Origin of the sequence: Bacillus sp. LM 4-2 (assembly GCF_000978495.1) — a bacterium.
GTDB lineage: Bacteria > Bacillota > Bacilli > Bacillales > Bacillaceae > Bacillus > Bacillus subtilis.
In genome coordinates, this window is the sequence record NZ_CP011101.1 from 2,110,807 (window position 1) to 2,132,747 (window position 21,941).

General features: G+C 42.9%; 31 protein-coding genes. 6 read left to right on the forward strand and 25 right to left on the reverse strand.

Annotated elements, in window-relative coordinates:
• Positions 1-56: 56 nt before the first annotated feature.
• Positions 57-878, reverse strand: coding sequence for an LD-carboxypeptidase LdcB (ldcB, locus tag bslm_RS10245; RefSeq protein ID WP_038429165.1), 822 nt, complete (start codon positions 876-878; stop codon positions 57-59).
• A gap of 82 nt (positions 879-960) precedes the next feature.
• Complete coding sequence (deoD, locus tag bslm_RS10250) at positions 961-1,662, reverse strand: purine-nucleoside phosphorylase (RefSeq protein ID WP_038429167.1); 702 nt, start codon at positions 1,660-1,662, stop codon at positions 961-963.
• 201 nt (positions 1,663-1,863) lie between these two features.
• On the opposite strand from deoD, the gene bslm_RS20715 reads away from it, so the two are divergent.
• Positions 1,864-1,989, forward strand: coding sequence for a hypothetical protein (locus bslm_RS20715; RefSeq protein ID WP_003231174.1), 126 nt, complete (start codon positions 1,864-1,866; stop codon positions 1,987-1,989).
• A 39-nt stretch (positions 1,990-2,028) separates the two neighbouring features.
• Here the strand turns inward: bslm_RS20715 and yodL are convergent, their stop codons facing one another.
• The 3 genes from yodL to bslm_RS20720 form a co-directional block, all read right to left on the reverse strand.
• Positions 2,029-2,343, reverse strand: coding sequence for a shape determination protein YodL (yodL, locus tag bslm_RS10255; RefSeq protein ID WP_004399431.1), 315 nt, complete (start codon positions 2,341-2,343; stop codon positions 2,029-2,031).
• Positions 2,344-2,403: 60 nt separating this feature from the next.
• Positions 2,404-3,015, reverse strand: a complete 612-nt coding sequence (pgpB, locus tag bslm_RS10260) for a phosphatidylglycerophosphatase PgpB (RefSeq protein ID WP_038429169.1) — start codon at positions 3,013-3,015, stop codon at positions 2,404-2,406.
• 76 nt (positions 3,016-3,091) lie between these two features.
• The gene (locus bslm_RS20720) at positions 3,092-3,268 is read right to left on the reverse strand and encodes a YozD family protein (protein WP_038429171.1); all 177 of its coding nucleotides are present in this window, start codon (positions 3,266-3,268) and stop codon (positions 3,092-3,094) included.
• 118 nt (positions 3,269-3,386) lie between these two features.
• Between bslm_RS20720 and bslm_RS20725 the strand changes: the two genes are divergently transcribed.
• A complete protein-coding gene (locus tag bslm_RS20725) occupies positions 3,387-3,530 on the forward strand; it encodes a hypothetical protein (protein ID WP_003231164.1) in 144 nt (47 codons plus the stop codon).
• On the opposite strand, the gene bslm_RS10270 is transcribed toward bslm_RS20725, so the two are convergent.
• The 14 genes from bslm_RS10270 to cgeC form a co-directional block, all read right to left on the reverse strand.
• A complete protein-coding gene (locus tag bslm_RS10270; protein ID WP_014477102.1) occupies positions 3,527-4,207 on the reverse strand; it encodes a hypothetical protein in 681 nt (226 codons plus the stop codon). The two genes, bslm_RS20725 and bslm_RS10270, sit on opposite strands and share 4 nt — an antisense overlap.
• A 147-nt stretch (positions 4,208-4,354) precedes the next feature.
• Positions 4,355-4,579, reverse strand: a complete 225-nt coding sequence (locus tag bslm_RS10275; protein ID WP_003231160.1) for a YozE family protein — start codon at positions 4,577-4,579, stop codon at positions 4,355-4,357.
• An 86-nt stretch (positions 4,580-4,665) separates the two neighbouring features.
• Positions 4,666-4,944, reverse strand: a complete 279-nt coding sequence (locus tag bslm_RS10280; RefSeq protein ID WP_004399539.1) for a YokU family protein — start codon at positions 4,942-4,944, stop codon at positions 4,666-4,668.
• The gene (gene kamA / locus bslm_RS10285) at positions 4,941-6,356 is read right to left on the reverse strand and encodes a lysine 2,3-aminomutase (protein ID WP_004399420.1); all 1,416 of its coding nucleotides are present in this window, start codon (positions 6,354-6,356) and stop codon (positions 4,941-4,943) included. Before kamA ends, bslm_RS10280 begins: the two co-directional genes overlap by 4 nt.
• Positions 6,357-6,384: 28 nt before the next feature.
• Positions 6,385-7,212, reverse strand: a complete 828-nt coding sequence (gene ablB / locus bslm_RS10290; protein WP_004399564.1) for a putative beta-lysine N-acetyltransferase — start codon at positions 7,210-7,212, stop codon at positions 6,385-6,387.
• Complete coding sequence (locus bslm_RS10295; protein ID WP_010886532.1) at positions 7,190-8,500, reverse strand: peptidase; 1,311 nt, start codon at positions 8,498-8,500, stop codon at positions 7,190-7,192. The genes ablB and bslm_RS10295 overlap by 23 nt, the downstream gene beginning before the upstream one ends.
• An 8-nt stretch (positions 8,501-8,508) precedes the next feature.
• A complete protein-coding gene (locus bslm_RS10300) occupies positions 8,509-9,162 on the reverse strand; it encodes a 3-oxoacid CoA-transferase subunit B (RefSeq protein ID WP_004399417.1) in 654 nt (217 codons plus the stop codon).
• On the reverse strand, positions 9,147-9,836 hold the full coding sequence (locus tag bslm_RS10305) for a CoA transferase subunit A (RefSeq protein ID WP_003230839.1): 690 nt from the start codon (positions 9,834-9,836) through the stop codon (positions 9,147-9,149). The genes bslm_RS10300 and bslm_RS10305 overlap by 16 nt, the downstream gene beginning before the upstream one ends.
• Before the next feature lie 6 nt (positions 9,837-9,842).
• Complete coding sequence (locus bslm_RS10310; RefSeq protein WP_003230836.1) at positions 9,843-11,177, reverse strand: aspartate aminotransferase family protein; 1,335 nt, start codon at positions 11,175-11,177, stop codon at positions 9,843-9,845.
• Complete coding sequence (locus tag bslm_RS21325) at positions 11,158-11,313, reverse strand: hypothetical protein (RefSeq protein WP_003230835.1); 156 nt, start codon at positions 11,311-11,313, stop codon at positions 11,158-11,160. Before bslm_RS21325 ends, bslm_RS10310 begins: the two co-directional genes overlap by 20 nt.
• Positions 11,307-11,456 carry a YjcZ family sporulation protein gene (locus bslm_RS21665; RefSeq protein WP_015251877.1) on the reverse strand — a complete coding sequence of 50 codons (150 nt, stop codon included), beginning with the start codon at positions 11,454-11,456 and terminating at the stop codon, positions 11,307-11,309. Before bslm_RS21665 ends, bslm_RS21325 begins: the two co-directional genes overlap by 7 nt.
• Before the next feature lie 43 nt (positions 11,457-11,499).
• Positions 11,500-12,279 (reverse strand): spore maturation N-acetyltransferase CgeE, encoded by a 780-nt coding sequence (gene cgeE, locus bslm_RS10320; protein ID WP_046381119.1) that lies wholly within the window; start codon positions 12,277-12,279, stop codon positions 11,500-11,502.
• Between the two features lie 28 nt (positions 12,280-12,307).
• Entirely contained in the window at positions 12,308-13,588 is a 1,281-nt protein-coding gene (gene cgeD, locus bslm_RS10325; protein WP_003230828.1) for a spore maturation glycosyltransferase CgeD, read from the reverse strand.
• A gap of 64 nt (positions 13,589-13,652) precedes the next feature.
• Complete coding sequence (gene cgeC, locus bslm_RS10330; RefSeq protein WP_003230826.1) at positions 13,653-13,958, reverse strand: spore maturation protein CgeC; 306 nt, start codon at positions 13,956-13,958, stop codon at positions 13,653-13,655.
• A gap of 204 nt (positions 13,959-14,162) precedes the next feature.
• On the opposite strand from cgeC, the gene cgeA reads away from it, so the two are divergent.
• Positions 14,163-14,564 carry a spore crust protein CgeA gene (gene cgeA / locus bslm_RS10335; protein WP_003230824.1) on the forward strand — a complete coding sequence of 134 codons (402 nt, stop codon included), beginning with the start codon at positions 14,163-14,165 and terminating at the stop codon, positions 14,562-14,564.
• A 6-nt stretch (positions 14,565-14,570) separates the two neighbouring features.
• Positions 14,571-15,524 (forward strand): spore maturation protein CgeB, encoded by a 954-nt coding sequence (gene cgeB, locus bslm_RS10340; protein ID WP_046381120.1) that lies wholly within the window; start codon positions 14,571-14,573, stop codon positions 15,522-15,524.
• A 70-nt stretch (positions 15,525-15,594) separates the two neighbouring features.
• Here cgeB and bslm_RS10345 read toward each other — a convergent pair whose 3' ends face one another.
• Positions 15,595-16,743: a phytase gene (locus tag bslm_RS10345; RefSeq protein WP_015251871.1), complete on the reverse strand. Its 1,149-nt coding sequence runs from the start codon at positions 16,741-16,743 to the stop codon at positions 15,595-15,597.
• A 370-nt stretch (positions 16,744-17,113) separates the two neighbouring features.
• On the opposite strand from bslm_RS10345, the gene bslm_RS10350 reads away from it, so the two are divergent.
• Positions 17,114-18,139 carry an SDR family NAD(P)-dependent oxidoreductase gene (locus bslm_RS10350; protein WP_046381121.1) on the forward strand — a complete coding sequence of 342 codons (1,026 nt, stop codon included), beginning with the start codon at positions 17,114-17,116 and terminating at the stop codon, positions 18,137-18,139.
• A 43-nt stretch (positions 18,140-18,182) separates the two neighbouring features.
• Here the strand turns inward: bslm_RS10350 and msrB are convergent, their stop codons facing one another.
• Both msrB and msrA read right to left on the reverse strand, forming a co-directional pair.
• Positions 18,183-18,617, reverse strand: a complete 435-nt coding sequence (gene msrB, locus bslm_RS10355; protein WP_014480061.1) for a peptide-methionine (R)-S-oxide reductase MsrB — start codon at positions 18,615-18,617, stop codon at positions 18,183-18,185.
• A complete protein-coding gene (gene msrA, locus bslm_RS10360; RefSeq protein ID WP_014477117.1) occupies positions 18,618-19,151 on the reverse strand; it encodes a peptide-methionine (S)-S-oxide reductase MsrA in 534 nt (177 codons plus the stop codon). It abuts the gene before it with no gap.
• A 131-nt stretch (positions 19,152-19,282) separates the two neighbouring features.
• Between msrA and bslm_RS10365 the strand changes: the two genes are divergently transcribed.
• Positions 19,283-19,708, forward strand: a complete 426-nt coding sequence (locus bslm_RS10365) for a MarR family transcriptional regulator (protein WP_004398634.1) — start codon at positions 19,283-19,285, stop codon at positions 19,706-19,708.
• A 49-nt stretch (positions 19,709-19,757) separates the two neighbouring features.
• On the opposite strand, the gene bslm_RS10370 is transcribed toward bslm_RS10365, so the two are convergent.
• From bslm_RS10370 to bslm_RS10380, 3 genes are all read right to left on the reverse strand, one after another.
• On the reverse strand, positions 19,758-21,095 hold the full coding sequence (locus tag bslm_RS10370) for an MATE family efflux transporter (RefSeq protein WP_038828636.1): 1,338 nt from the start codon (positions 21,093-21,095) through the stop codon (positions 19,758-19,760).
• A 71-nt stretch (positions 21,096-21,166) separates the two neighbouring features.
• On the reverse strand, positions 21,167-21,361 hold the full coding sequence (ypmT, locus tag bslm_RS10375) for a protein YpmT (RefSeq protein WP_003230808.1): 195 nt from the start codon (positions 21,359-21,361) through the stop codon (positions 21,167-21,169).
• A gap of 12 nt (positions 21,362-21,373) precedes the next feature.
• The gene (locus tag bslm_RS10380) at positions 21,374-21,937 is read right to left on the reverse strand and encodes a YpmS family protein (RefSeq protein WP_015251867.1); all 564 of its coding nucleotides are present in this window, start codon (positions 21,935-21,937) and stop codon (positions 21,374-21,376) included.
• Between the last annotated feature and the right edge of the window lie 4 nt (positions 21,938-21,941).

The following is a 21,941-nucleotide window of genomic DNA, read 5'->3' on the forward strand; positions in this document are numbered from 1 at the left end:
CTAGATTCACCAGACACAATGAAGCCCGCTTATCTAGTGTAAGCGGGCTTTTCATTTTAAATTTTCTTCACTTTTTCAAAGTACTCTTCAAGCGTTAAATCATTATCTTGGATGACCTTTGCGGCTTTTTTGCCTACATAGCGCAGATGCCATGGCTCATATTCATATTTCGTGATATCTTCTTTATTTTTCGGATAGCGAATGATAAAGCCATATTTATAAGCATTGTCCTGCACCCATTTCCCGTCTGCCGTGCTTCCGAACGCTTCATTTAGCTCAAAGCCATTGCTCCGGCTCGAAATGTCCATCGCGAGGCCTGTTTGGTGCTCGCTTTCACCCGGGTAAGCAACCGCTTCCTTTGCCTTCTTTTCCCCTTTTAGGCTTACTTCATTGTCAAAAATGACTTTCTGTCTGTCATACGAACGGTACCCTGAGACAGCTGCCAGTTCATAGCCTTCCTTTTTGGCAGCATCGAACATTGTTTTTAATGCGTCGGCCGCTTCTTTTCTGATGTAACGTTTTTGAATCTTTTCTTCAAAAGAAAACTCTACATCTGGTATGACAAGATCGCTAGGTTCATAGTTTCCGGGCAGTGCATATTGTTTATTGACAAGCGCGAGTATATTTTCTGGATTTTGAATGGTTTCCAGACCATCGACTTTTTTAATATCATTGAAATACTGGCTTTCCAATGAAAACTCACTGTTTTGAGTGTTTGATTTTTTGCTGTCAGCTGTTTTTTGTTCTGTTTGCTTTGTTTCTGCTGTGCTTTTCGTATCCTTTTGAGCATCTCCGTTCGACATGCTGCAGCCGGCTCCGACTATTGCCGTTACACTCAGAGCGGCAGCCAGTGAGAACCATTTACCGGACTTTTTCATATTACATTACCTTCCTTTTATCAATCGTTTCCGCATTCATAAAGAAGAGGCTGCCGGCACCCAGCACGCCTCTTGATATATTTTATTGTGATACGGAATGTAAAGCCACTTCTATCATATCATGAAATGTCGTTTGACGCTCTTCCGCTGTCGTTTCTTCTCCTGTTAATACGTGATCACTCACGGTGAGAATTGACAGGGCTTTTCTTCCGTGCTTCGCTGCTAATGTATACAATGCAGTTGTTTCCATTTCAACGCCAAGCACACCGTATTTTGCAAGTTTTTCAATTTGCGAATCGTCATTGTAGAACTGGTCAGCTGTAAATACGCTTCCTACAGTCACCGGCACACCTTTATCCTTTGCGACATCATAGGCATTTTTTAAAAGCTCGAAATCTGCGCAAGGCGCAAAATCAACGCTTCCGAAAGCAACTCTGTTCATTTGTGAATCAGTTGAGGAGGTCATCGCCAAAATGACGTCTCGCACTTTGACATCTTTACGAATAGCGCCGCAGGAACCGACTCTTATTAGATTTTGCACATCGTAGCTTTGAATTAATTCATTCACATAAATTGAAATAGACGGAACGCCCATTCCCGTGCCTTGTACTGAGATTTTTTTACCTTTATATGTACCCGTAAATCCATACATGCCTCTGACTTCATTGTAGCATTCTACATTTTCAAGATACGTTTCTGCAATAAATTTTGCTCTGAGAGGATCTCCCGGCAAAAGCACAGTATCCGCAATTTGTCCTTTTTCAGCACCTATATGTACACTCATCTCATATCCTCCTGTAAATCTAAATTATCATCCAGCCCGTCCATTTTACAACGAATGTCATGATGAAACAAACTTCAGCATTGATTATAAAGGAATATGTCGAAAAAAGAAATGTTCGAGGATCTGTTAGGCACTTCCTCAGAAAAACGGATAATCGGGGTGTTAATTTGAAAACCTAACCGCAGGAAGGAGGGGTAGGACATGGGTAAAAAACATCGTAACCGGATCACCGGCCAAAAAAAGAACAATCATATACCTGAAAAAGATATCATTGCAGCTGAAGAAGCACACGGGAAAGAATATTCTGCTGCCAAACGCAAGCCTTAAAACTGCAGAAAACTGCGGGTTTCCGCAGTTTTCTTTTCATTATGTCGTTTGTACAATCAGACGATTGATTTTCCTCCAGCCGGCGGGAAGCAGTTGATAATATGTTTTCCCTTTTCTGCCCTCGTCAATCAGGATCACGTCCCCTGTGGCCATGAATCTTGCATCATAATCACTCGGAACAGTGTCGAATACATTAAACAAAGAGAATGCTCTTTTCAGCACGTCTTGATGATCGCTCCCGTTCAGTTCAGTTCGATAGACGGCTCTGTAGCCCTTTTTTTCGCCAAACCGGGGTGTCTGAAATATTGTCACGTCATAGGAACAAGACTTCTTTTTAAACACGGATAACATCATCAAGATCCCCTCCCTCTTATTTCTTTAACATATTGGCGTTTTTGCTGTGTTTTCCTCTCTCTATTTTTGTCGAAACCGCTTAATCTTTTCGTCAAAACCTTTTACTAGGAAAAACAGAAGCAAGCCGAGGCTAAAGCCGCCTAACACATCCGTCACAAAATGAACCCCCAGATACACTCTGCTTATGCCGACTAAAACAGCAATTACACCGGCTATGATATATACCATTTTTTTATGCTTGGACAAAAACGGGAGGTGTTTCACTAAAAAGTAAGCAATAGCAGGATAGACACAAGCAGCATTCATGGAATGGCCGCTCGGAAAACTGAAGGATGATTCATGAACCAGCGGTGCAAAATCAGGCCTCACTCTTTCGATCCATTCTTTTAAGACTTTGTTTAACAGCCGATCTGTGCCGAATACTAAGAGCATCAACAGGCCGTCCCATGTTTTTCTGTAGAAAAACATGCCTGCTCCAATGATGACAATTAGAGGGAGCAGAAAAGAAGAAGCACCAAGATGCGTGATCCCCGTCATGACTTCATTAAGCCATGGCTGACGGATCAAAACAGCTGCCTTGCTTATTGCTTCATCTGCAGATTGAACAGCATTTGTATGAATGGCCGCAGCTAGAATGAGAAAGAAAAGAAACAAACTAACGGGCTTGTACAATTTAACCACCTCAATTTTCACAGAAGTCATAGAACACGAATAATAAAACCGGAGCTGACCGCTCCGGTTTTAAGCCTCACTCACCTTCATCCAGCTCTTCATCTATCATACATTTTTCTATCAAATAATCAAAGGTAATATCAGCGATTTCAAACAGCTCATCCTCACTCGGTATGTAGCCCCGTCTTGCAAGCTCTCTGTAAAAAAATTCAGCGATTTCTTCCGTATCAATCACAAGATCTATTTCTTTCATCTCCGTACCGCCTCCTTTTTTATGTTTTATGAAAAAACAGGCTGAATTATACCCGGTGTTCTAAACAATTCTTTCAGTCATATATTGAATAAAAAACGAGCCATGGGAGGCTGACGCTATGATTGCTAAAATGATGGAAGCACTGGACGGAGAAAGATTTGATATCATAATGGAAAAAACGCTCAAAGGAATGACGCGTGTGATGATTTGGGGCTGTCTGCCATATTTTTTATATGTCTTGATCCGTATGTTCACAAACTAACTGAAATGCTCTTTTAAACTTTCCAAAACAAACATCATCATGTCTTTATATTCTTCATCCTGAAACATTTCGTACAGTATTTTGTAGTCATTATAAATATCCAGAAGCTCATCAACAATTGACACAGCAAGGATGTGAAGGGTATCTTGATCTTCATCATCGCCTTCAAACTGAAGAAGAGCAGACGATGCGATATCTTCGCCGATCTCATGGCCAGTTTCTCCGACATAATGGACAAACAACAGCTGATGCACAAACTGGTCCATTTCATATTTTCTAAGCACCAGCGTGAGATCCTCTTCCTCCGTTTCAAGCCACTCTCCATCCTTTAAACGGGTCAGTTCATAAATGATATCTTCCCAGCCATCTTCTAAATATCTCCAAATTTCTGTTCTATGGCCGATAATGCGAAAGAGTTCTTTTCCATAATCTTTTACATAAACAACGTCCCCAATAAGGAATTCATACTCAATATCAAGCTTCTCCATGTCGACAATGACACCCTCATAATCTTTATAAAGCTGAATAGATGATTCAAAGTATAAAACTTCGTTATGATTGACTTCATAAAGATAGTGTTTATCAATTTGGTGCACTTTTGTGATGGTGCCGACTGTTCCATACATAATGACGACTACGATATCCCCTACTTGGAATTTCGGTTTATTTTGCTTCATGGTGTCTCCCCCTCGCCGCAACATTTCTCATACGCTATCGTATGCCGGGTGAAGCCAATTCGCATGGGCATGAAAACCAAAGGAAATATCCAATTATAGTATGGGGGACATAAAAAAATCCGCAGTGATCTGCGGATGAAACAGCTATTATCTGCCGTGCACTTCAGACTCGTATTGATCCCAAGCTTCATCAAACGTCGCCATCGTGTGAAGGTAATCAGCATTCAGCTCCAAATATGAACTGATTTCATGATAATCGGTAGATGTTTTTGGAAAGCTGTGATCCTCATACGCCTGATTGGCAAATTCACTGATGCTGTCCTTCGGCTTAGGGTGCCTGTATTTCAATAAATAGTGATAAAAGGATTTCATGGGTTTCCCCTCCTGGTGTCTGTCTTTTGTTGTTCTATTATACAGTTCAAGTGTAAAATTACAACAAAAGAATACTGAAACATGACTCAGGAGAAGTCAAAATAGTTGCGTTTCAAAATTCTTTCTGTCTCCATGAGCTGCTGATATGTCAGGCTTTCAGGCAGTTTTTTTGTTTGAATTAAAAGCAGCTGATCCTCAATCTCTTTAACCGTGTTTTCCTCTTGATAGGTCATACCGCAGGAAGAACATACCATGGCAGGGGTGTCTGTCAGTTCTATAGCCCTCGTTCCATCAGGGAGCTCCCAGTACACCGTGTTCCTGCCGGGCACCGCTTCGAGCTCGCCGCACCATTCGCATGTTTTCATGAAGAATCCCCTCCGCATTCAGTCTCTTTCTGTTTTTTCTGCTGCGCCAAAAATTTCTTTTCTTTGAGCTGATCTCTTTTCTCACGCCGATCTTTTAATGTTTCATGCTCCGGATTTGCGATGTATGCCTCTCTCCTTTTGATTCTGTCTACATTTTCAGGTGTAAACGAAACTTCTTTGTCAGCAAAAATGGCACTCAGCCCGATCGGCTCCTTTTTGTCAGCGGTTTCAGGGAAAACGGACTCAAAATAGGCGTCTGCCTGATTGGGGATATAATTCTCTGGTTCCGGATATGACGTAATCACACCTTCAAAATTTCTTAAGATCACTTTGTCAGGACTTTGTGACAGGACATAGTTTGGCTGCAGGGCGATTTTACCTCCTCCGCCTGGTGCGTCAACGACAAAGGTAGGAACCGCATAGCCTGAGGTATGACCTCTCAGCCCTTCAATGATCTCTAAACCTTTGGAAACAGGAGCTCTGAAATGCCCGATTCCTTCTGACAGATCACATTGGTAAATATAATAAGGACGGACTCTGATTTTTACCAAGTCATGCATGAGCTTTTTCATAATTGGAACCGAATCATTAATACCTGCTAATACGACAGCCTGATTTCCGACCGGCACTCCCGCGTTCACCAGCTTTTCACATGCCTCAACGGATTCTTCTGTCATTTCGATGCTTGTGTTAAAATGGGTGTTCAGCCAGACCGGATGATATTTTTTCAATATCTCGCACAGATGATCGGTAATGCGCTGCGGAAAGACAACGGGCGCTCTTGTTCCGATTCTGATGACTTCCAGATGCGGAATGCTGCGCAGCTCTTTTAAAATATATTCTAAAATTTGGTCGTTGATGAGCAGCCCATCACCGCCTGAAATTAAACAATCGCGGATTTCGGGTGTTTCCCGGATATAAGCAATTGCAGCATCAAGCTGTTTTTTAGGGACGCCCATTCCGATTTGTCCGGAAAAGCGCCTTCTTGTGCAGTAGCGGCAGTACATGGAACATTGATTCGTGACAAGAAACAGCACACGGTCGGGATAGCGGTGTGTCAGACCGGGTACCGGTGAATCTTCATCCTCATGAAGCGGGTCTTCCAGATCGTATTTTGTTTTGTGCATTTCTTCAGAAAGCGGCACAGACTGCATGCGTACCGGGCATCTCGGATTGTCGGGGTCCATTAAAGAAGCATAGTAAGGTGTAATATTTAAGGGGATCGTTTTGGTAGAAATTCTGACGCCTTCCTCTTCATCCTCGGTCAGATTAATGACTTTCTTTAAATCATCTAACGTTCTTACAGTGTGTGTCAGCTGCCAAAGCCAATCGTTCCATTTCTCTTCCGGAACGTCCTTCCATAACTCGATCTCCTTCCAATGCCGTTTCGGTTTATACCATTTGTTTTTCAAACGAACTCCTCCTCGCGCATATTTTGACTTACAGTTGCTTGCACCAAATATTCATGTTTTCAAGGCCTTCGGCTATAAAGCAATTATTGATCAGCCTTCCGCCATACTGATAACCTGAATGGTACAACACAGCATTCATCCCAAAAGACGAAGCACGGGCGAGAGAAAACACATGAACGATATCCTCTCCAGCCATTTCTTTTTCTAACGCCTCGATTAAAAAGCTTGTTAACGAATGGCCGCGATATTCCGGCAGCACAGCGCAATCGGTTATTTCTGCATGCCCAAGCTCTGGATTGATTTCTGCGCTTGCTGCGCTGATCAGGCGGTCATGATCAAGCATGATATAATACACCGTATTTGCATTCATCGTCTTTTCAATATAAGCGGGGTCAAATACCGGGGTTGGGTACGTGCGGAATACTTTTTTATACAGCATCGATAGCTGGTACATGTCGTTTGTTTCTGCTTTTCTCATCGTAAAAACGGGTGTACTGTCGTTGCGAAGACGGGGCGCTGTGCGATATATGGCTTCGATGATCTCCTGTTCCTCTGTATAAGAATCTGTTTGTCTCCGGCTTTCTGAAAGGTAACGTACCATGACACAAGCCGAATGGCCGAGATAATAGCCCTTTAGATAGCCCTCCGGCGCAAATAATTGTTTGGCAAGGATCGGCTCATCATGCTGCTTCGCATAGACAATGATTTTTTCTGCATTCTCTTCTTTTGCCGCTGCCACGATATCCGGCAGGGCCTTCTCAATGGCTCCGTCATAACGAACCACTCTGATTCGTTTATTAAAGCCGTCATGGTCCAAAACTGCTGTGACACCGCTACTCTTTATTGACTTGAGCATCCGCATCCTCCCCATCTGTATGAAGGCCGCACCAATCCATGACAAAAAGTGCAATAATTTTAGCAGATTCTATCATGGCTTCAACCTCAATGTATTCATTGGCCTGATGAGCCGTTTTTGTTTCCCCCGGCCCGAAAACGATCACTGGTGTATCTCCTGCATGGTACAAAAGCCCTCCATCCGTTCCCCACGGGGAAGCCTCAATAATCGGCTCTGTCTGTTTCATTTTTTGATAGGCTGATTGCAGCACAGAAATTAAAGGGTGATCATCAGGTAAATCATTCGGCAGCCATTGAGCGCCAAACCATTCGACTTGTACGGGATGGCGTTTAAACCATTCGTCATGGTATTCTAAATCCTTCAGCCAGTTTTCCAATTCAAGTTTTACAGCTTCTGGTTTCTCATGGGGAGCAATTCCGCATCTCCCTTCTATGACGACACGGTCTGCAACTGAAGATGGCCAGGCACCGCCTGAGATGGTGCCGATATTCACCGGTACCGGTATTGGGATATTGTCATACAGCGGATCTGAAATTCTCGCATTGCGGACTTTCTCCAGCTCTTGTATCGCTGTGATAACGTGCATGCTTTTTTCAATCGCGCTTACCCCTTCATAGCGTGTGCCCCCATGTGCGGATAATCCCTTCACAGTGATCCGAAACCACATCGAACCCTGCTGCTTAATAAATAGTTTCATATTCGTCGGTTCAGGAATCAGCGCCCCGTCAGCACGATAGCCTCTCATGATGGCGGAAAGTGTACCGGCGCCGCCGCACTCTTCATCTACAACACTCTGAAACAATACATCTCCCTTCAGTTTGACATCGCAGGCGTGCAGGGCTTCTAAAGCAAAAAGAAGGGCTGTATTGCCTCCCTTCATATCCGTTGAGCCGCGGCCGTATATTTTACCGTTTTCTTCGACAGCTTGATACGGTTCATACTTCCAATCCTTTACGCTTCCTTCAGGCACAACATCGATATGGCCGTTCAAAATCAGGGACCTGCCTCCGCCGGCTCCCGTTTTTTTAGCCACGATATTCGGGCTCTCATGAAAATCGGATCGGTTAGATTTAAAGTAGGGATGCTGTTTTAATTGCTTTATGCTTGGCTCCCATACATCAATGTCCATATGAAATTGCCGCAGCTTTTCAAGCACAACAGCTTGGGCGTTAAACTCTGACCCCAATGTGCTTTTTTCCCCAATCAGCCTTTTGAGAAGACGAATGGCTTTGGCCGAATGCTGATCAAGCCACTCGATTACTTTTCTTTCAATGTCTTGCATCCTCATTCCCCCTCTTAAGAAAAAGGCATATCTATTTTGATTTCAGCTTCTGTCAGCCTCGTCACCTCATCGATTGTCGAGCCATTCATCAGCTCTTTTAAAATGAAGTGATGGCTATCGACCTCAAGAACCGCTTTTTCGGTAATAATCAAATCTACACAGCCTGCAGCAGTTAATGGCAGCGTACATCTTTCTGTTAATTTAGGCCTTCCCTTTTGATCTGTATGACTCATGACGACAACCACTTTTTTCGCTTTTTGGGCAAGCTCCATCGCCCCGCCCATACCAGGCACCTTTTTTCCCGGAACAAGCCAATTTGCCAAATCTCCTGATTGGCTCACCTGCAGGGCGCCTAAAATCGTAATGTCAATTTTGCCTTTTCTGATCATCGCAAAAGACATGGTTGTATCAAAATAAGAAGCCCCTTTTACAGCGCGGACAGGATATCCCGCGGCGTTGCATAAATGCGCATCCTCTTCTCCCTTTTCGGGACTTTCTCCAATGCCAAGGACACCGTTTTCCGCTTGAAACATGACCTGCATGTCAGGCTTCAAAAAGTTCGGTACCAAGGAAGGGATACCGATACCGAGATTCACAATCATGCCCTGCTTAATTTCAGTAGCAGCGCGTTTTGCAATCTGTTCTCTTTCTGCTACTCCCAAGCCCATTTCCACTTCACTCCCTCGCTTCGTACAACCCCCTCAACAAAAACCCCCGGTGTGACAATCATTTCTTCAGAAATCTCCCCCATCGGAACGATACGCTCAGCTTCGGCAAAGGTTCTCCTGGCGGCCATTGCCATAAGCGGGTTCATATTGCGCGCGGTTTTGTCATACGTTAGATTGCCGAATTCATCTGCAATGTAAGCATTGATGAAAGCAAAATCAGCAGTCAGCGCCTCTTCAATCAAGTATCGTTTTCCCGCCACTGTTACGATGTCCTTTTTTTCGCAAACCATTTGATTATCAATGCCCACGTCGGTTAAAATACCGCCAAGCCCCGCTCCGCCGGCGCGAATCCGTTCCGCAAGCGTTCCCTGAGGTGAAAATTGAACCTCTAACGTCCCCTCTGTCATCTGTTTTCCGGCTACTGGATTGGAACCGATATGCGAGGCGATCAGGGTTTTGACCCGTTGATTAACAATAAGCGGGCCGATTCCGATATCCGGGAAACCGGCGTCATTGCAAATCACAGTCAAATCCGTTACACCGCTGTCCAATATCGCTTCAATCAATGAAGGAGGCGACCCGACTCCCCCAAAACCGCCAAACATCAGAACCGATCCATCCCGAACATCTGCAATTGCTGTGTCAATGCTGATTGCTTTTTGAAATGGCGCCATTTAATGTCAATCCTTTTTTAAGTTTTTTTCGACCGCTGCAACTGTTTCTGAAAAAATAGAGATAAGCTCTTCCATTTCACCGTCTGAAATAGTAAAAGGAGGAGCAATAATGACAGCATCTCCTTCTCCACTGTCTATTCCAGCTTTGGAAGGATAAACAATCAGCCCGCGTTTTTTCGCCTCGCTGACAATAAGCTGGGTTATCGCCTGCTCTGGCGGAAACACTTTCTTCGTTTTTTGGTCTGCCACAAATTCAATGCCTAATAGCAGTCCTTTTCCGCGCACCTCACCTATAATGCCGCTTTGAGATGCCGCCTCATCAAGCTTCTTCTTCAGCACAGCGCCCTTTTTTTCTGATTGTTTGATCAAGCCGTGCTTTAACACATATCGCAAAACTTCAAGAGCAGCTTTGGCTGAATAGGGATGTGCACTATATGTGTGACCGCTCATAATCACACCTGACCCTTGTTTTATGGTTTCAATAATAGAATCAGATACGACGGCAGCAGCAATAGGTGCATACCCCGCACCGAGTCCCTTCCCCAGTACAGCAATATCAGGTACGGTATCCCAATGCTCTGTCGCGAGCATCCTTCCTGTTCTCCCAAGCCCCGTCATCACTTCATCTGCAATAAAAAGCACATCGTGTGTGCGGCATACCTCACTTAATCTCTCATAATATCCCGGAGGCGGAGTAATCGCTGCTCCTGCAGCACCAATAATAGGCTCAGCCACAAAGCCGGCGATGAATTGGCTTCCGATTCTTTTAATCATGGTGTCCAGTTCATCAGCTGCAGTCTGAACAAAGTCTTCTTCCGTCTCGTGATTCAGCCGATAAATATGTGGAGCTGAGATAGCTGGATACCGCTCAATGAGATGGGTGAACCGGTATCTCCTTTCATAAAAACCAGACAATGAAAGCGCTCCCAAAGTTATTCCGTGGTAACTGCTCCATCGAGACAAAAAGATGGATTTTTGTGTTTGCTTTTTTTCCTGCCAATACTGAATGGCGATTTTCATAGCTGTTTCTATCGCTTCTGATCCGCTGTTGACAAAAAAAGACCAATTCACATCTCCGGGCAGCTCCTGTGCCAAGAGAGCGGCTAATTGCTCGGCGGGCTCACTCGTAAACTGTGAGCGGTAAGCAAAAGACACCTGATCAAGCTGTTCTTTCAGCTTCTCAGTCACATCACGAACTCCGTGGCCGATATTACATGTCACCGCACCTGACGAGCCGTCGAGATATTTTTTTCCGGTCTGATCATAAACATATGAACCCTTCGCATAACTGACAACCGGATAGGCCGAGCTAAGCTCTGGCTTAATCAAATAACTGCTCATGCTCCCACCTCAAAACCCCTTTTACCATATTGTATGAGTGTCCAAATGGCGGCATGACGTTCCCCGCAAAAACTTTTTCACATAAAAAGAGCCTTCCTAATAAGGAAGGCTCTTTTGAAATTTCAGCATCTAGCAAATAAAAGCGGCTCCAACAATAATTAATAAAATGAACAAGACAACAATTAACACAAATGTATTTGTCCCGCAGCCAAATCCGTAACCGTACCCAGAGTATCCATACATGCTGTTTTCATCCTTTCTTATCACGATATACGGCATTTTATGCGGGCCAAGTCCCAAATGGTTTGTGCAAACGCCTATTTCATGTAAGGAAATAATGAAATACAGTATGCACCCGCTCATATTTTTTAAACGTCAGCTTTTCGTAAAACTGAGTTGCACCGTCAGTGCTTGCAGCCACTAAGTAGGCTGCTTCCATTCCTAGTGATTTGGCGATGGACAGCATTTCTTTCACTAAGATACTGCCGTAGCCCTGCCTTTGAAACTGATCTAAAATTGCCACTTCTTCGATTTTAGCCGTTTTCTCTTGATGATCGATAAACAGCTCGCCGCACCCAATGGGAACTTTCTGTGCCTGGTCGCTGTAACAAACAACAAGAATGATTATATCTGCTTCATAGAAAGGATATTTTCTTTTTAATTTTTGTTCAGCGATTGCTTCTCCAATATAAATGGAATCGTAAATTTTCATAATAGAAGATCCGTCGCTAAGACTTTTTGCCGTCCCCCATGCGGTTAAAGGATGTCCCATCTGCCCCTTCCAGTCACTAAGCTTCATGTCATATAGTAGCTCATCCTCGACGACAAAACCGCTTTTTACAAGTGACTGCTTCAAACCGAGCGGAAAAACATGCTGCGGCGACGCTTTTAAATGGAGATAATTCGCATCAAGCAGCTTTGGTACGGAGGGTAAAAAGTTAAGTAACCGCTCCAATGGAAACGTATCATGGAGCTGAACAAAGTTATGAGAAAAAATTTGCGGAAGCTGCGGATCTCTGTATACGCTGTAATGATCAAACGATGCCGATTCAGACGTTAACAATATATATTGATGTTCCGTTTTTGAATAATGTCCTGTCATGAACGTCTCCTTTTTATGACCTATACCTTTACTCTGTTGCAATATTCAATTTCTTTATAATCTCATCGTACACCGGATAAAACGGCTTTCCAATTGGAAATTGCTGAATATTTCGGAAAGAAGCGGAGATTGGCTTCTGATGTAAAAAAAACTTCCTTGTTACTTGTTCACTAATCGGGTGAAAGACGCCGTTTAGAAACAAAAACGGCTCGCGTTCGATGAAAAACAGACGTCGGCCAGGCGGATTTTTGATCAATTCAGATCGTTTCCACGTAATCGGCGGCCCTTCCGGAAGCGTCTCCATCTCTTCTTTTCCAATTGTCACTATGTCTTTTCTTTGAAATTGATAAAATTGAAACGCATACTGGTCCACAATTCGCCTTTTTTTTCCGGCTTCGATATAAAATATTGCAGGATGGTCAGCTTCCTTTACTAAAATATAATTCGGAATGTTTAAAATTTTGCCAATCCTATATTGGAATAAATATGGGTCTGGAACAGCGACAGTCCGATTTAGATACAAAAAACCCCACTTTTCTCCAACAGGATGCCTTACACCCTGATCAAAAAAATACACATTTTGATCTGAACCTTTTACAAAAGAGCCGTCAATCAAATCGGCGGGCAGAAACCGATATGCATTTTGAAATGAATCTGGGGTTTTATAGGTTGTGTCTAATACTTCATTTATCGGCAGAAATGGGGTAAAGTTGTTGAGTCTCGCCCAAAAAATTGCGTCGCCATGATTCCAATGCTTCATATCATCATCCCAGTAGCCTCCAAATTTATGATGGATGAGATTAAGTAACGAACGGCGATGCATAACTGAGCAATGATCAACTTGAAAAGCGGCCTGATCAAGCACTGCATTGGCATTTCTGTAGAAATGTGAGATTTCCTCTCCCCTTTCGTTTACATGTACAACTTTTTGTTTTGAATAGACCGCCTGCGCTTCAGGCTTATGTGAAAACTCTTGCACCATACGGCTCAGCCGCTCAGGATGGTAAACAGTGTCGTCAGTAAGATAGGAAATGTAATCGCCGTCTGCAAATGGGAGCGCACTGTTAATTAATGTGGCATAACGGGCTGTTTTTAATCGATCTGCAGGATGCACGAAACTGTTATGATATTGAATGCGCCGGTCATGAAGATACTTGTGAATCACCGCAGTTGTTTCTGCATTCGAATGATCATCCATGATAAATAGCTCCCAAAGATCATGTGTTTGCTGTATCACGCTTTCGATCGCTTTTTGCAAATAATCGGGTTTGTTGTAACTTGTTAAAATAATAGACACTTTCTCTCCCATCTATACCGCCTCCCGCCGTCAAACATAAAAACGGCTCCGCAGCAAGCAGAGCCTCTGTCATCATTTAAAAAGCACCCCAGCTTACAACACTTGAGAGTGAAACATGAGATCTCGTGTTATTTAACGGGTTTTGGAAAATAACCAAATCAGTCAGAACTTCTTTTACGATGACATTTTGAAGTGTATCTCCGTTGATCAAATTGACTTTTGAAACCGGTACGCCCAGCTCTTTTGCAAAAACAAGCTGGCGTCTGAGGTCAGATGGATTTCCTTCAGAAGACGATTGACGTATAAGCAGAATCAGCAAAAGCAAAATAAAATGCAGATCATCTTGGTTTTCTTCTCGATCCACTTGTTTCTCTAAATCCAAATCATCCCTCTCCCTTATCCTTATCTCTGTTTCACAATATGTGCGACTTCGATTTATGGTATAGGCTATGTCCACTCCATTAAAAAATCAGCATTTTCCTTAAATAGATGAAAAATAGATCAGGTACGGCGTTCGACTCATACCAAATAACAGCCGGAAGAATATGAATAACGTGAGTTCACTATCGAATAGGAGGTGTGTGTAATGAGCTCTGAAAATGCACAGTTAAAAAAGGATTTAATTAAAGCCGTTTTAAGCCCTTTATTTCCAACTGCAACAGAAGGAGGAGAAAATATGGATAGTAATCTTAAAGCCTTGCTTGATGCTGCCATCGATCAAAAAGTAGATGAAAGTGAAACGGTTACGGCAGAATCTATTTTAGACCCTTCTCTTCCGGCAAGATGGATTTTTGCCAGAATTACACCAGGCACTACAATCAGCATTGTGACTGATTCAGGTGACATGATCGGACCGGTTGTTTTCGTTGCTTTCGATCAGGTTCACGGGATCGTATTTGTAACACAGGAAAGCTCCGTCACTCCGGCAGGCCAAGCTACAACATTAATTGATGTAGACAAAGTAGAAAGCGTTACGTTCTTTTCATAACATCCGATGAAAGTCTTGTATATCCAGTCGGGATACGGAGGAATATACAGTTATTTTGATCGCTGGGCTGAAGAATGTTTTCAGAACACTCATACAGAGTATATGATTGCAGATAAACCTGAAGCAGAATCTTTGATGAAGATCGAAGCGTTTCAGCCGGATTTCACACTTATGATGGTTGGAGACCGCGTTCCTCACGACTGGCTGACCTGGTTAAAGGGTAAGGATATCCCCGTGTATGTTTGGCTGACCGAAGACCCATTTTATACGGATATCAGCCTTCAGGTAATTAAGCTTGCTGACGCCATATTAACGATAGAACAAAATGCAGCTCTCTACTATCAAGAGCTCGGCTACCAGAACGTCTATTATGTTCCGATACCAGTTAACCATCGGCTGTTTAAAAAAATGGACACCGAACATTCCTATCATTCAAATCTGTTAATCATCGGCTATCCTTACCCTAATCGGGTTCAGCTTATGAAAGAAGCGGTCCATCTGCCATTCACGGTTCGGGTAATCGGCAAGGAATGGGGAAAATATCTGCCTAAAAAAGTGCTCAAACAGCCGCATATTGATGTCGTCAGCACATGGGTTCCACCCGAACAGGCCGTTCATTATTATAATGGGGCAGACATCGTAATTAATGCGCATCGTCCCTATCATTTTGCTTTCAACCAAAATACTATGCGCATCAAAAATGCCAGTTTTAATAACCGAACGTTTGATATCGCTGCATGCGAAGCATTTCAATTAACAGATTTACCCGCGGCGCATCCTTTTTCATCCTTTATTTCTTATCACGGCATGAACGACTTTAAGGAAAAAGCCGCTTTCTATATCAACCACCCTGAAGAACGGCAAAAAGCTGCAGCAGCCAATTATAAAGAGATCGTACCCGCATTTACGTTTGATGAGCTTCCTGCAAAACTAAAAGCGATTCATCTGGCGCTCTCATGAAAAATCGTTCATTGCTATGAACGATTTTTTTATTCATAGAAAAAAGCAGCTGCACAAGCTGCTTTCTATTCTAGCCGTCAGAACGGTCTTTCAGCTTCCTCGGATTTACCTGTTTATGAAGATCAGGCATTTCGCCGAGATGCTGTGCAATTTGTTCCCACGATACAATTTTGAAATTTTGATTGACGGCTTGTCCGTTATCGATATTTTCGCCATCCTGCGCCACAAAAATCCCGTATGGATATTTTGGGCCAAGTCCGAAACCGAGAACATCAATACCATCCGTGTCACTAGTACCGTCTATTTTCTCGCCATCTGTAATCTCAAAGTTGGCTACATAGCGATTTTTCCCCTGCCGTTCATACATTGCATAGCTGTTATTTCCTTGACTTGAAGCCATGAGATATCCTTTGCCATTTGGTGCATAATAGATTGTCAGTCCTTCAATATCAGCTGTCAAATGATCTCCTGTCGCACGGTCAACAACCTGCCCCTTTGACCCTCCGCCGGGCTCAGCGTTAAATTTCCAGATGGCTTCATCTTCCTCTGCTATGTATAGGTTCCCATACTCATCATCCGCAACAAGGCCTTCGGTCTGAGAATTCAACTTAAATTCACGCACCTTTTTCCCTGTTACATAACCCTTTCCACCATCAACAATTTCATACTGCTCAAATTCCCCTTGTTTGCCTGTCACTAATGCGTAAAATGCTCCTGTTTTCTGGCTGTGATACAAGCTGAATCCATAAACCTCAGAAATATTGGTGGAGATAGGATGGTTCGGATCTGTAATGCTTTTCAATTTTCCTTTATCCCCGTCTATTGCATATACTTCAATTGTATTTTTTCCTTCGGACCGGTTGGATGCGGCAGCAATATCAATTTTTTCGCCGTTCAATGGAAAATCATAGCGCAGATCGACATTATTGAGCTTGCCAAACTCATAAGAATGAAGCTGTTTTCCGTCTAAATCATACACAACGAGCCCTGACTTCTTATTTGTTGTAATCAACTTGCTTTTTTCCGGGTGTTTTTCATGAACCCAAATGGCCGGGTCATCTGCTGCGTCATCCCCAGATGCGACCGGATCTGTCTCCGTGTGTGCAGTCACTTTGAAATGATGTTCCTCATTCACATAATGAGCCGACACCGAGGTTGCTGTCAGGCTAAGCAATAAACCCGCGGCAGTGCTTAGCAGCATTGTTTTTGAAACCTTCATTTGGTACCCTCCTCTTTTATTACTAACACTACTATTGTAAAATATATACAGGTGATTACCGTGAGGAAAATGAACCTTTTTTTATAGGGTTTCTGACTCATAAACAACTTATTCCCCAAAGAGGTACGTGAGATGACTTTGCCAGATTTCCTTTTGCGGAGCGAAATAAAAATATGTTGAATATTTAGTACATTGTTTATTTAGTTGTGTTTTTCCCTAGTTACGTCCGTTTTTCCATTTTCTATTAAAAAAGAACACTTTGTGACATGATCATTCCCCTAAATTTTGTTTTATTGGTTGCTTTCATTAATTCGATTACAAAGTTGAACATATGATGCATGGTAGAGAAACGAGAGTTGGAGGATAAGCCATGCCTAAACAGCAAACAGCAGAACTAAAACCATTTTTCCATAACAAAACAGTTTTAGTCACTGGCGGAACGGGTTCAATCGGGAGTCAAATTGTCAAACGCCTTTTGATGCTTACACCTAAACAGGTGATTGTATTCAGCAAAGACGACAGTAAACAGTATGTCATGAGCCAAAAGTATGCGGAGGATAAGCGGCTATTATTTGTACTTGGAGATGTACGCGATCACAGAAGGGTGAATCAGGTGATGAAAGGCGTCGATATCGTCTTTCACGCGGCTGCGCTGAAACAGGTTCCGACATGTGAGGACCATCCATTTGAAGCGATCCAGACCAATCTCATCGGCGGACAAAATGTGGTGGAAGCTGCCCTTTCACACCGAGTGCAGCATGTCATTAATATCAGTACAGATAAAGCTGTATCTCCTGTGAACACAATGGGTGCCACCAAACTGTTATCTGAAAAGCTGTTTCATCAAGCAAACCGCCACGTCCAAAACAAAGGAACCTTGTTTTGTTCGGTCCGCTTTGGAAATGTTCTCGGTTCCAGAGGTTCGGTCATCCCCATATTATTTGAACAGATGATGGAGGGTGAACCCCTGACCATCACAGACAAAAACATGACCAGATTTTTCATGTCAATAGACGATGCAGCTACATTGACATTACAATCGGCTGCTATTACAAAAGGCGGAGAAACCTTTATTTTCAAAATGGAATCACTGAAACTTGAAGAACTGATTCATGGATTTGAAGAATATGCAGCGCAGCACGGGCTCCCGCGGCCGGCTGCTGTAGAAGTGGGCAAGCGTCCAGGTGAAAAGCTTCACGAAGAATTAACATCTCCACATGAAATTGAATCACTGTATGAATGGGGCAACCTTTATGCAATCCTTCCAGAGCCGGAAAAACATCCTGACTTTCGCAAAGTCAATCTGCCTGGGTATCAATCAGATCAAGCCCCGCTCATTACGAAAGAAAGAATTGCACAGATTATTGAAGAATTGCATCAAGAGAAAAAGGCATAAAAACAAGCCTGTCTATCCATTAGGCAGGCCTGTTTTTAACAGTTTATTTATTAAAGAGATGCAGATAGCTTTCGTATCCTTCTTCTTTTAGCTTATGCTTCGGAACAAACCGCAGCGCTGCTGAATTTATGCAGTAACGAAGTCCGTTTGGACCAGGTCCGTCATTAAATACGTGGCCAAGATGAGAATCAGCAGTTCGGCTTCTTACTTCTGTGCGAATCATGCCGTGGCTCGTGTCCAGTTTTTCTTCAACTTCTTCTTCTTCAATCGGCTTTGTAAAGCTTGGCCAGCCGCAGTGGGAATCAAATTTATCCTTGGATGTAAACAATGGCTTGCCTGACACAATGTCTACATACAACCCTTCTTCCTTATGATCCCAATATTCATTTTGAAATGGCGGCTCCGTGCCGTTATTTTGCGTTACTTCATATTGCATGCGATTTAATGACTTTATTTTTTCTTCTTTATTGTACGCCATTTATTTAGCCCCCCAATGCTCGCTGATAAATCCCGCTCGTCCGGAACCTGTCCGGTAGCGCTGATAATGTGCTGGATTCTTTTTATAAAAATGCTGATGGTAGCCTTCCGCTTCATAGAAAGGTTCAGCTTTTAAAATGTCCGTTACAATCGGATCTTTAAAGATGCCGCTTTCCGCCAGACGTTGCTTGGAAGCTTCCGCAAGCTCCTTTTGTTTATCATTATGATAAAAAATGGCTGCGCGATAGGAACTGCCGCGATCAGCAAATTGCCCTCCGGCATCTGTCGGATCGATTTGCTGCCAAAATAATTCAAGCAGTTTTTCATAAGGGAATACATCAGGATTAAACGTGATTTGAACGGCTTCACGATGTCCCGTCGTTTCACTGCACACCTCTTCATACGTAGGGTTTTCAGTATGGCCGCCTGTATACCCGGACACCACTTTTTCAATTCCCGGCTGTTCGTCAAAAGGTTTAACCATACACCAAAAACAGCCTCCTGCAAATGTGGCGATTTCTTTTTTTTCAGACATACTGGTGCCTCCTTTGTTAATACGTGGTATTATTATATTATAGCATGTAAAAATAGAATGAAAATGATTCTGCTTTTCAATAAAATCTATAGGTTTTAAGCAATATGCTTATGTAATGGAGGTTCACAAATTTGAAAGTAAGAACACAGATGATGTACGATATGGAAACTTTACTCCGTAAAGTCTTTAAACAAATACGTAATGAAATCAATGAAATTTTAGATAAAGAGCTGTCGCGGAATGAATTCACCATTCTTCGGATCCTCAGTGAACAAGGGCCTAAAAAAGTCACTGAATTTGCGCCTATTTTAGAGGTATCGGCAAGCCACATTACGGCTGTGACCGATGCGCTGGTAGAAAAGGAATGGATTACGAGAATCAGATCGAAGGAAGACAGACGCATCATCCGCATTCATATCACTGAAGCGGGCGAAAAAGTCCTTCAGCACTTTAACGAGAAAAAAACGGAATATTTCTTTAAACGCTTTGACTGCTACACTGATGCTGAACTTGCCACGTTAATCGAGCTCTTCAGCAAACTTGATAAAAAACGGTGAAAAAAAGCACATACCGATATATAGGTATGTGCTTTTCGCAGTGCTTCACTTATTTTTCAGTAAACAGCTTCATTGCTTTCCAGCGGCCATATCTATAATACAAAAATGCCGCGCAGCTGCTAAATAAAAAACTCATTCCGATTCCAAGCCCGATTCCTTTTTGTCCAAGCCAAGCTGAAAATAGAGCTGTGAAAGGATATCTCAACACCCAAAACGAGATCAAATTTAATACCAGAACCTGCAGCATCGCTCCCGCGGCCCTAACGATTCCGTTCAGCACAAAATTAATCCCAATAAAAGGGTAGAAAAACGCGATCCACTTCAAATATTGTTCACCAAATGCGACCGCATCAGGCTCACTGATAAATAACCTTATGAGATATTTACCAAATACCCAAATCATAACCGCAATCACCAGCATGCAGGAAATAACAGCCATCACACCTAGCCTTGCAATTGTTCCCACTCTTTTTTCGTTTCCGATTCCAATATTTTGCCCTGCCATACTGTTGACGGCCGTACCTGCAGCCATTGCTGGAAGCGTGATGATGCTATCAAGCCGCTGCACCGCGCCAAAGCCTGATACCACGTGATCACCGTATGAGTTAACAACACTCATAATCGCCATCATACCGCCTGTAATCACCATCATCTGCAGACCTGCCGGAATCCCGAGTTTCAAAATCAGCGCGGACTCTTCCCACTTGGGCATTCTCGGAATTGAGAATGGCACAAGCTTGTGTTTGACGACATAAAACAACCCATATAGAAACGCAATTCCCTGTGACAAAATCGTTGAATAAGCCGCTCCCGCTATTCCCATGCGGAACACAGAAATAAAGAGCGGCGCAAGCACTGTATTCAGTACAACAGCAAACGCAATAAACCGGAGAGGTGTCTTGCTGTCGCCCAGCGCACGAAGCACAGTACTGATAAAGTTATAACCAAACAAAAATAAAATGCCGATAAATTGAATCTGTAAATACGTCTCAGCAAGCGGTATCATTGACTCCGGTGTTTTTAGAAGACGCAGCAAAAGCTCTGAGAGAAAAAAACCGGCCGCGCCGAATCCGATGCTTAGGCCTGTTAATAAAACAACAAAAGCGTTAATATACGACGCCATTCCTTTTACATCATCTTTTCCTTTTTGCTGAGATAAAATGGTTAACGTCGCATTGTTAAGGCCCAAAATAAAAGACAGCACGGTCAAAACAATCGTGCTTGATACCGCGGCTGCCCCAAGGGCCTTTGCCCCCAGTAAATTGCCGATCCACAAGCTGTCTATAAATTGAAAGGAAACCTGCAATGCGTTTCCGAGCATAATAGGCATTGAAAACAGTACAAGCTGTTTCAGCACGTTCCCCTGTGTAAAATCGTATGCTTTCATCTTTTCTCCTTGTGTTCTCAAATTTTCTTCGGACCGCACGAAAAAAGAGACGTTGTTTCATGTCTCTTTTTTCATGACTTATCGGTTTTTTTTCGGTCTCGCATACCGAATGTAAACACCATCACACTTAGGAACAAGGCACAATAGGAAACATTCAAATACATTTGATCCATGTCTTCAGCAGCCAGATGATGATAAGCAAGCCAGCCGAAGTACAGGGAAAATGTAAAGGATAATAAACTGAAATACTGGTAAATCCTTTTCATTTTCAGTCACCTCTATTGTTTAGGATGGTAATAGGAAAACTCAATTTCATCTTTTTCTAAATTTATCTTATCCGCTTTGACATACATTCCATTCGTTAAAGGCATTTCTGACAAACGCACTTCAATGCTTTTATCTCCGGGGTGAACATGGACAAATGACGGCAATTCATAAAAGCTGTCCATATAATTTAACACAAAGCTAATTGGTATACTCAATTTCCCTAACGAAAATTTCGTGACATTCAGCTCTACATCACCGTTTTTTTTCACGGTCGGCTCAAAAGCGATAAACGCATCAATAGACGTGGAAAATGCCTTGATTTTCCCTGCGACATGAACATCATCATCAATCTCTACTTTATAATCAAGCTTATTTGATGCTTTGTCGTTTAAATATGAGTTAACAAACGCAGCTAATGATTCTTTTGTGCTTGTCACTTGAAATCCATACTCGCTCTCAGATGAATCCTTCACCTGAGCCTGTTCCCCCGGGAGCAAAACAAGTGCCACAAACCCGGCGGCGAGGATAAAATTGATTGCAAGCAATATAAAAAACAGTCGCTTCCACTTATTCATGCTG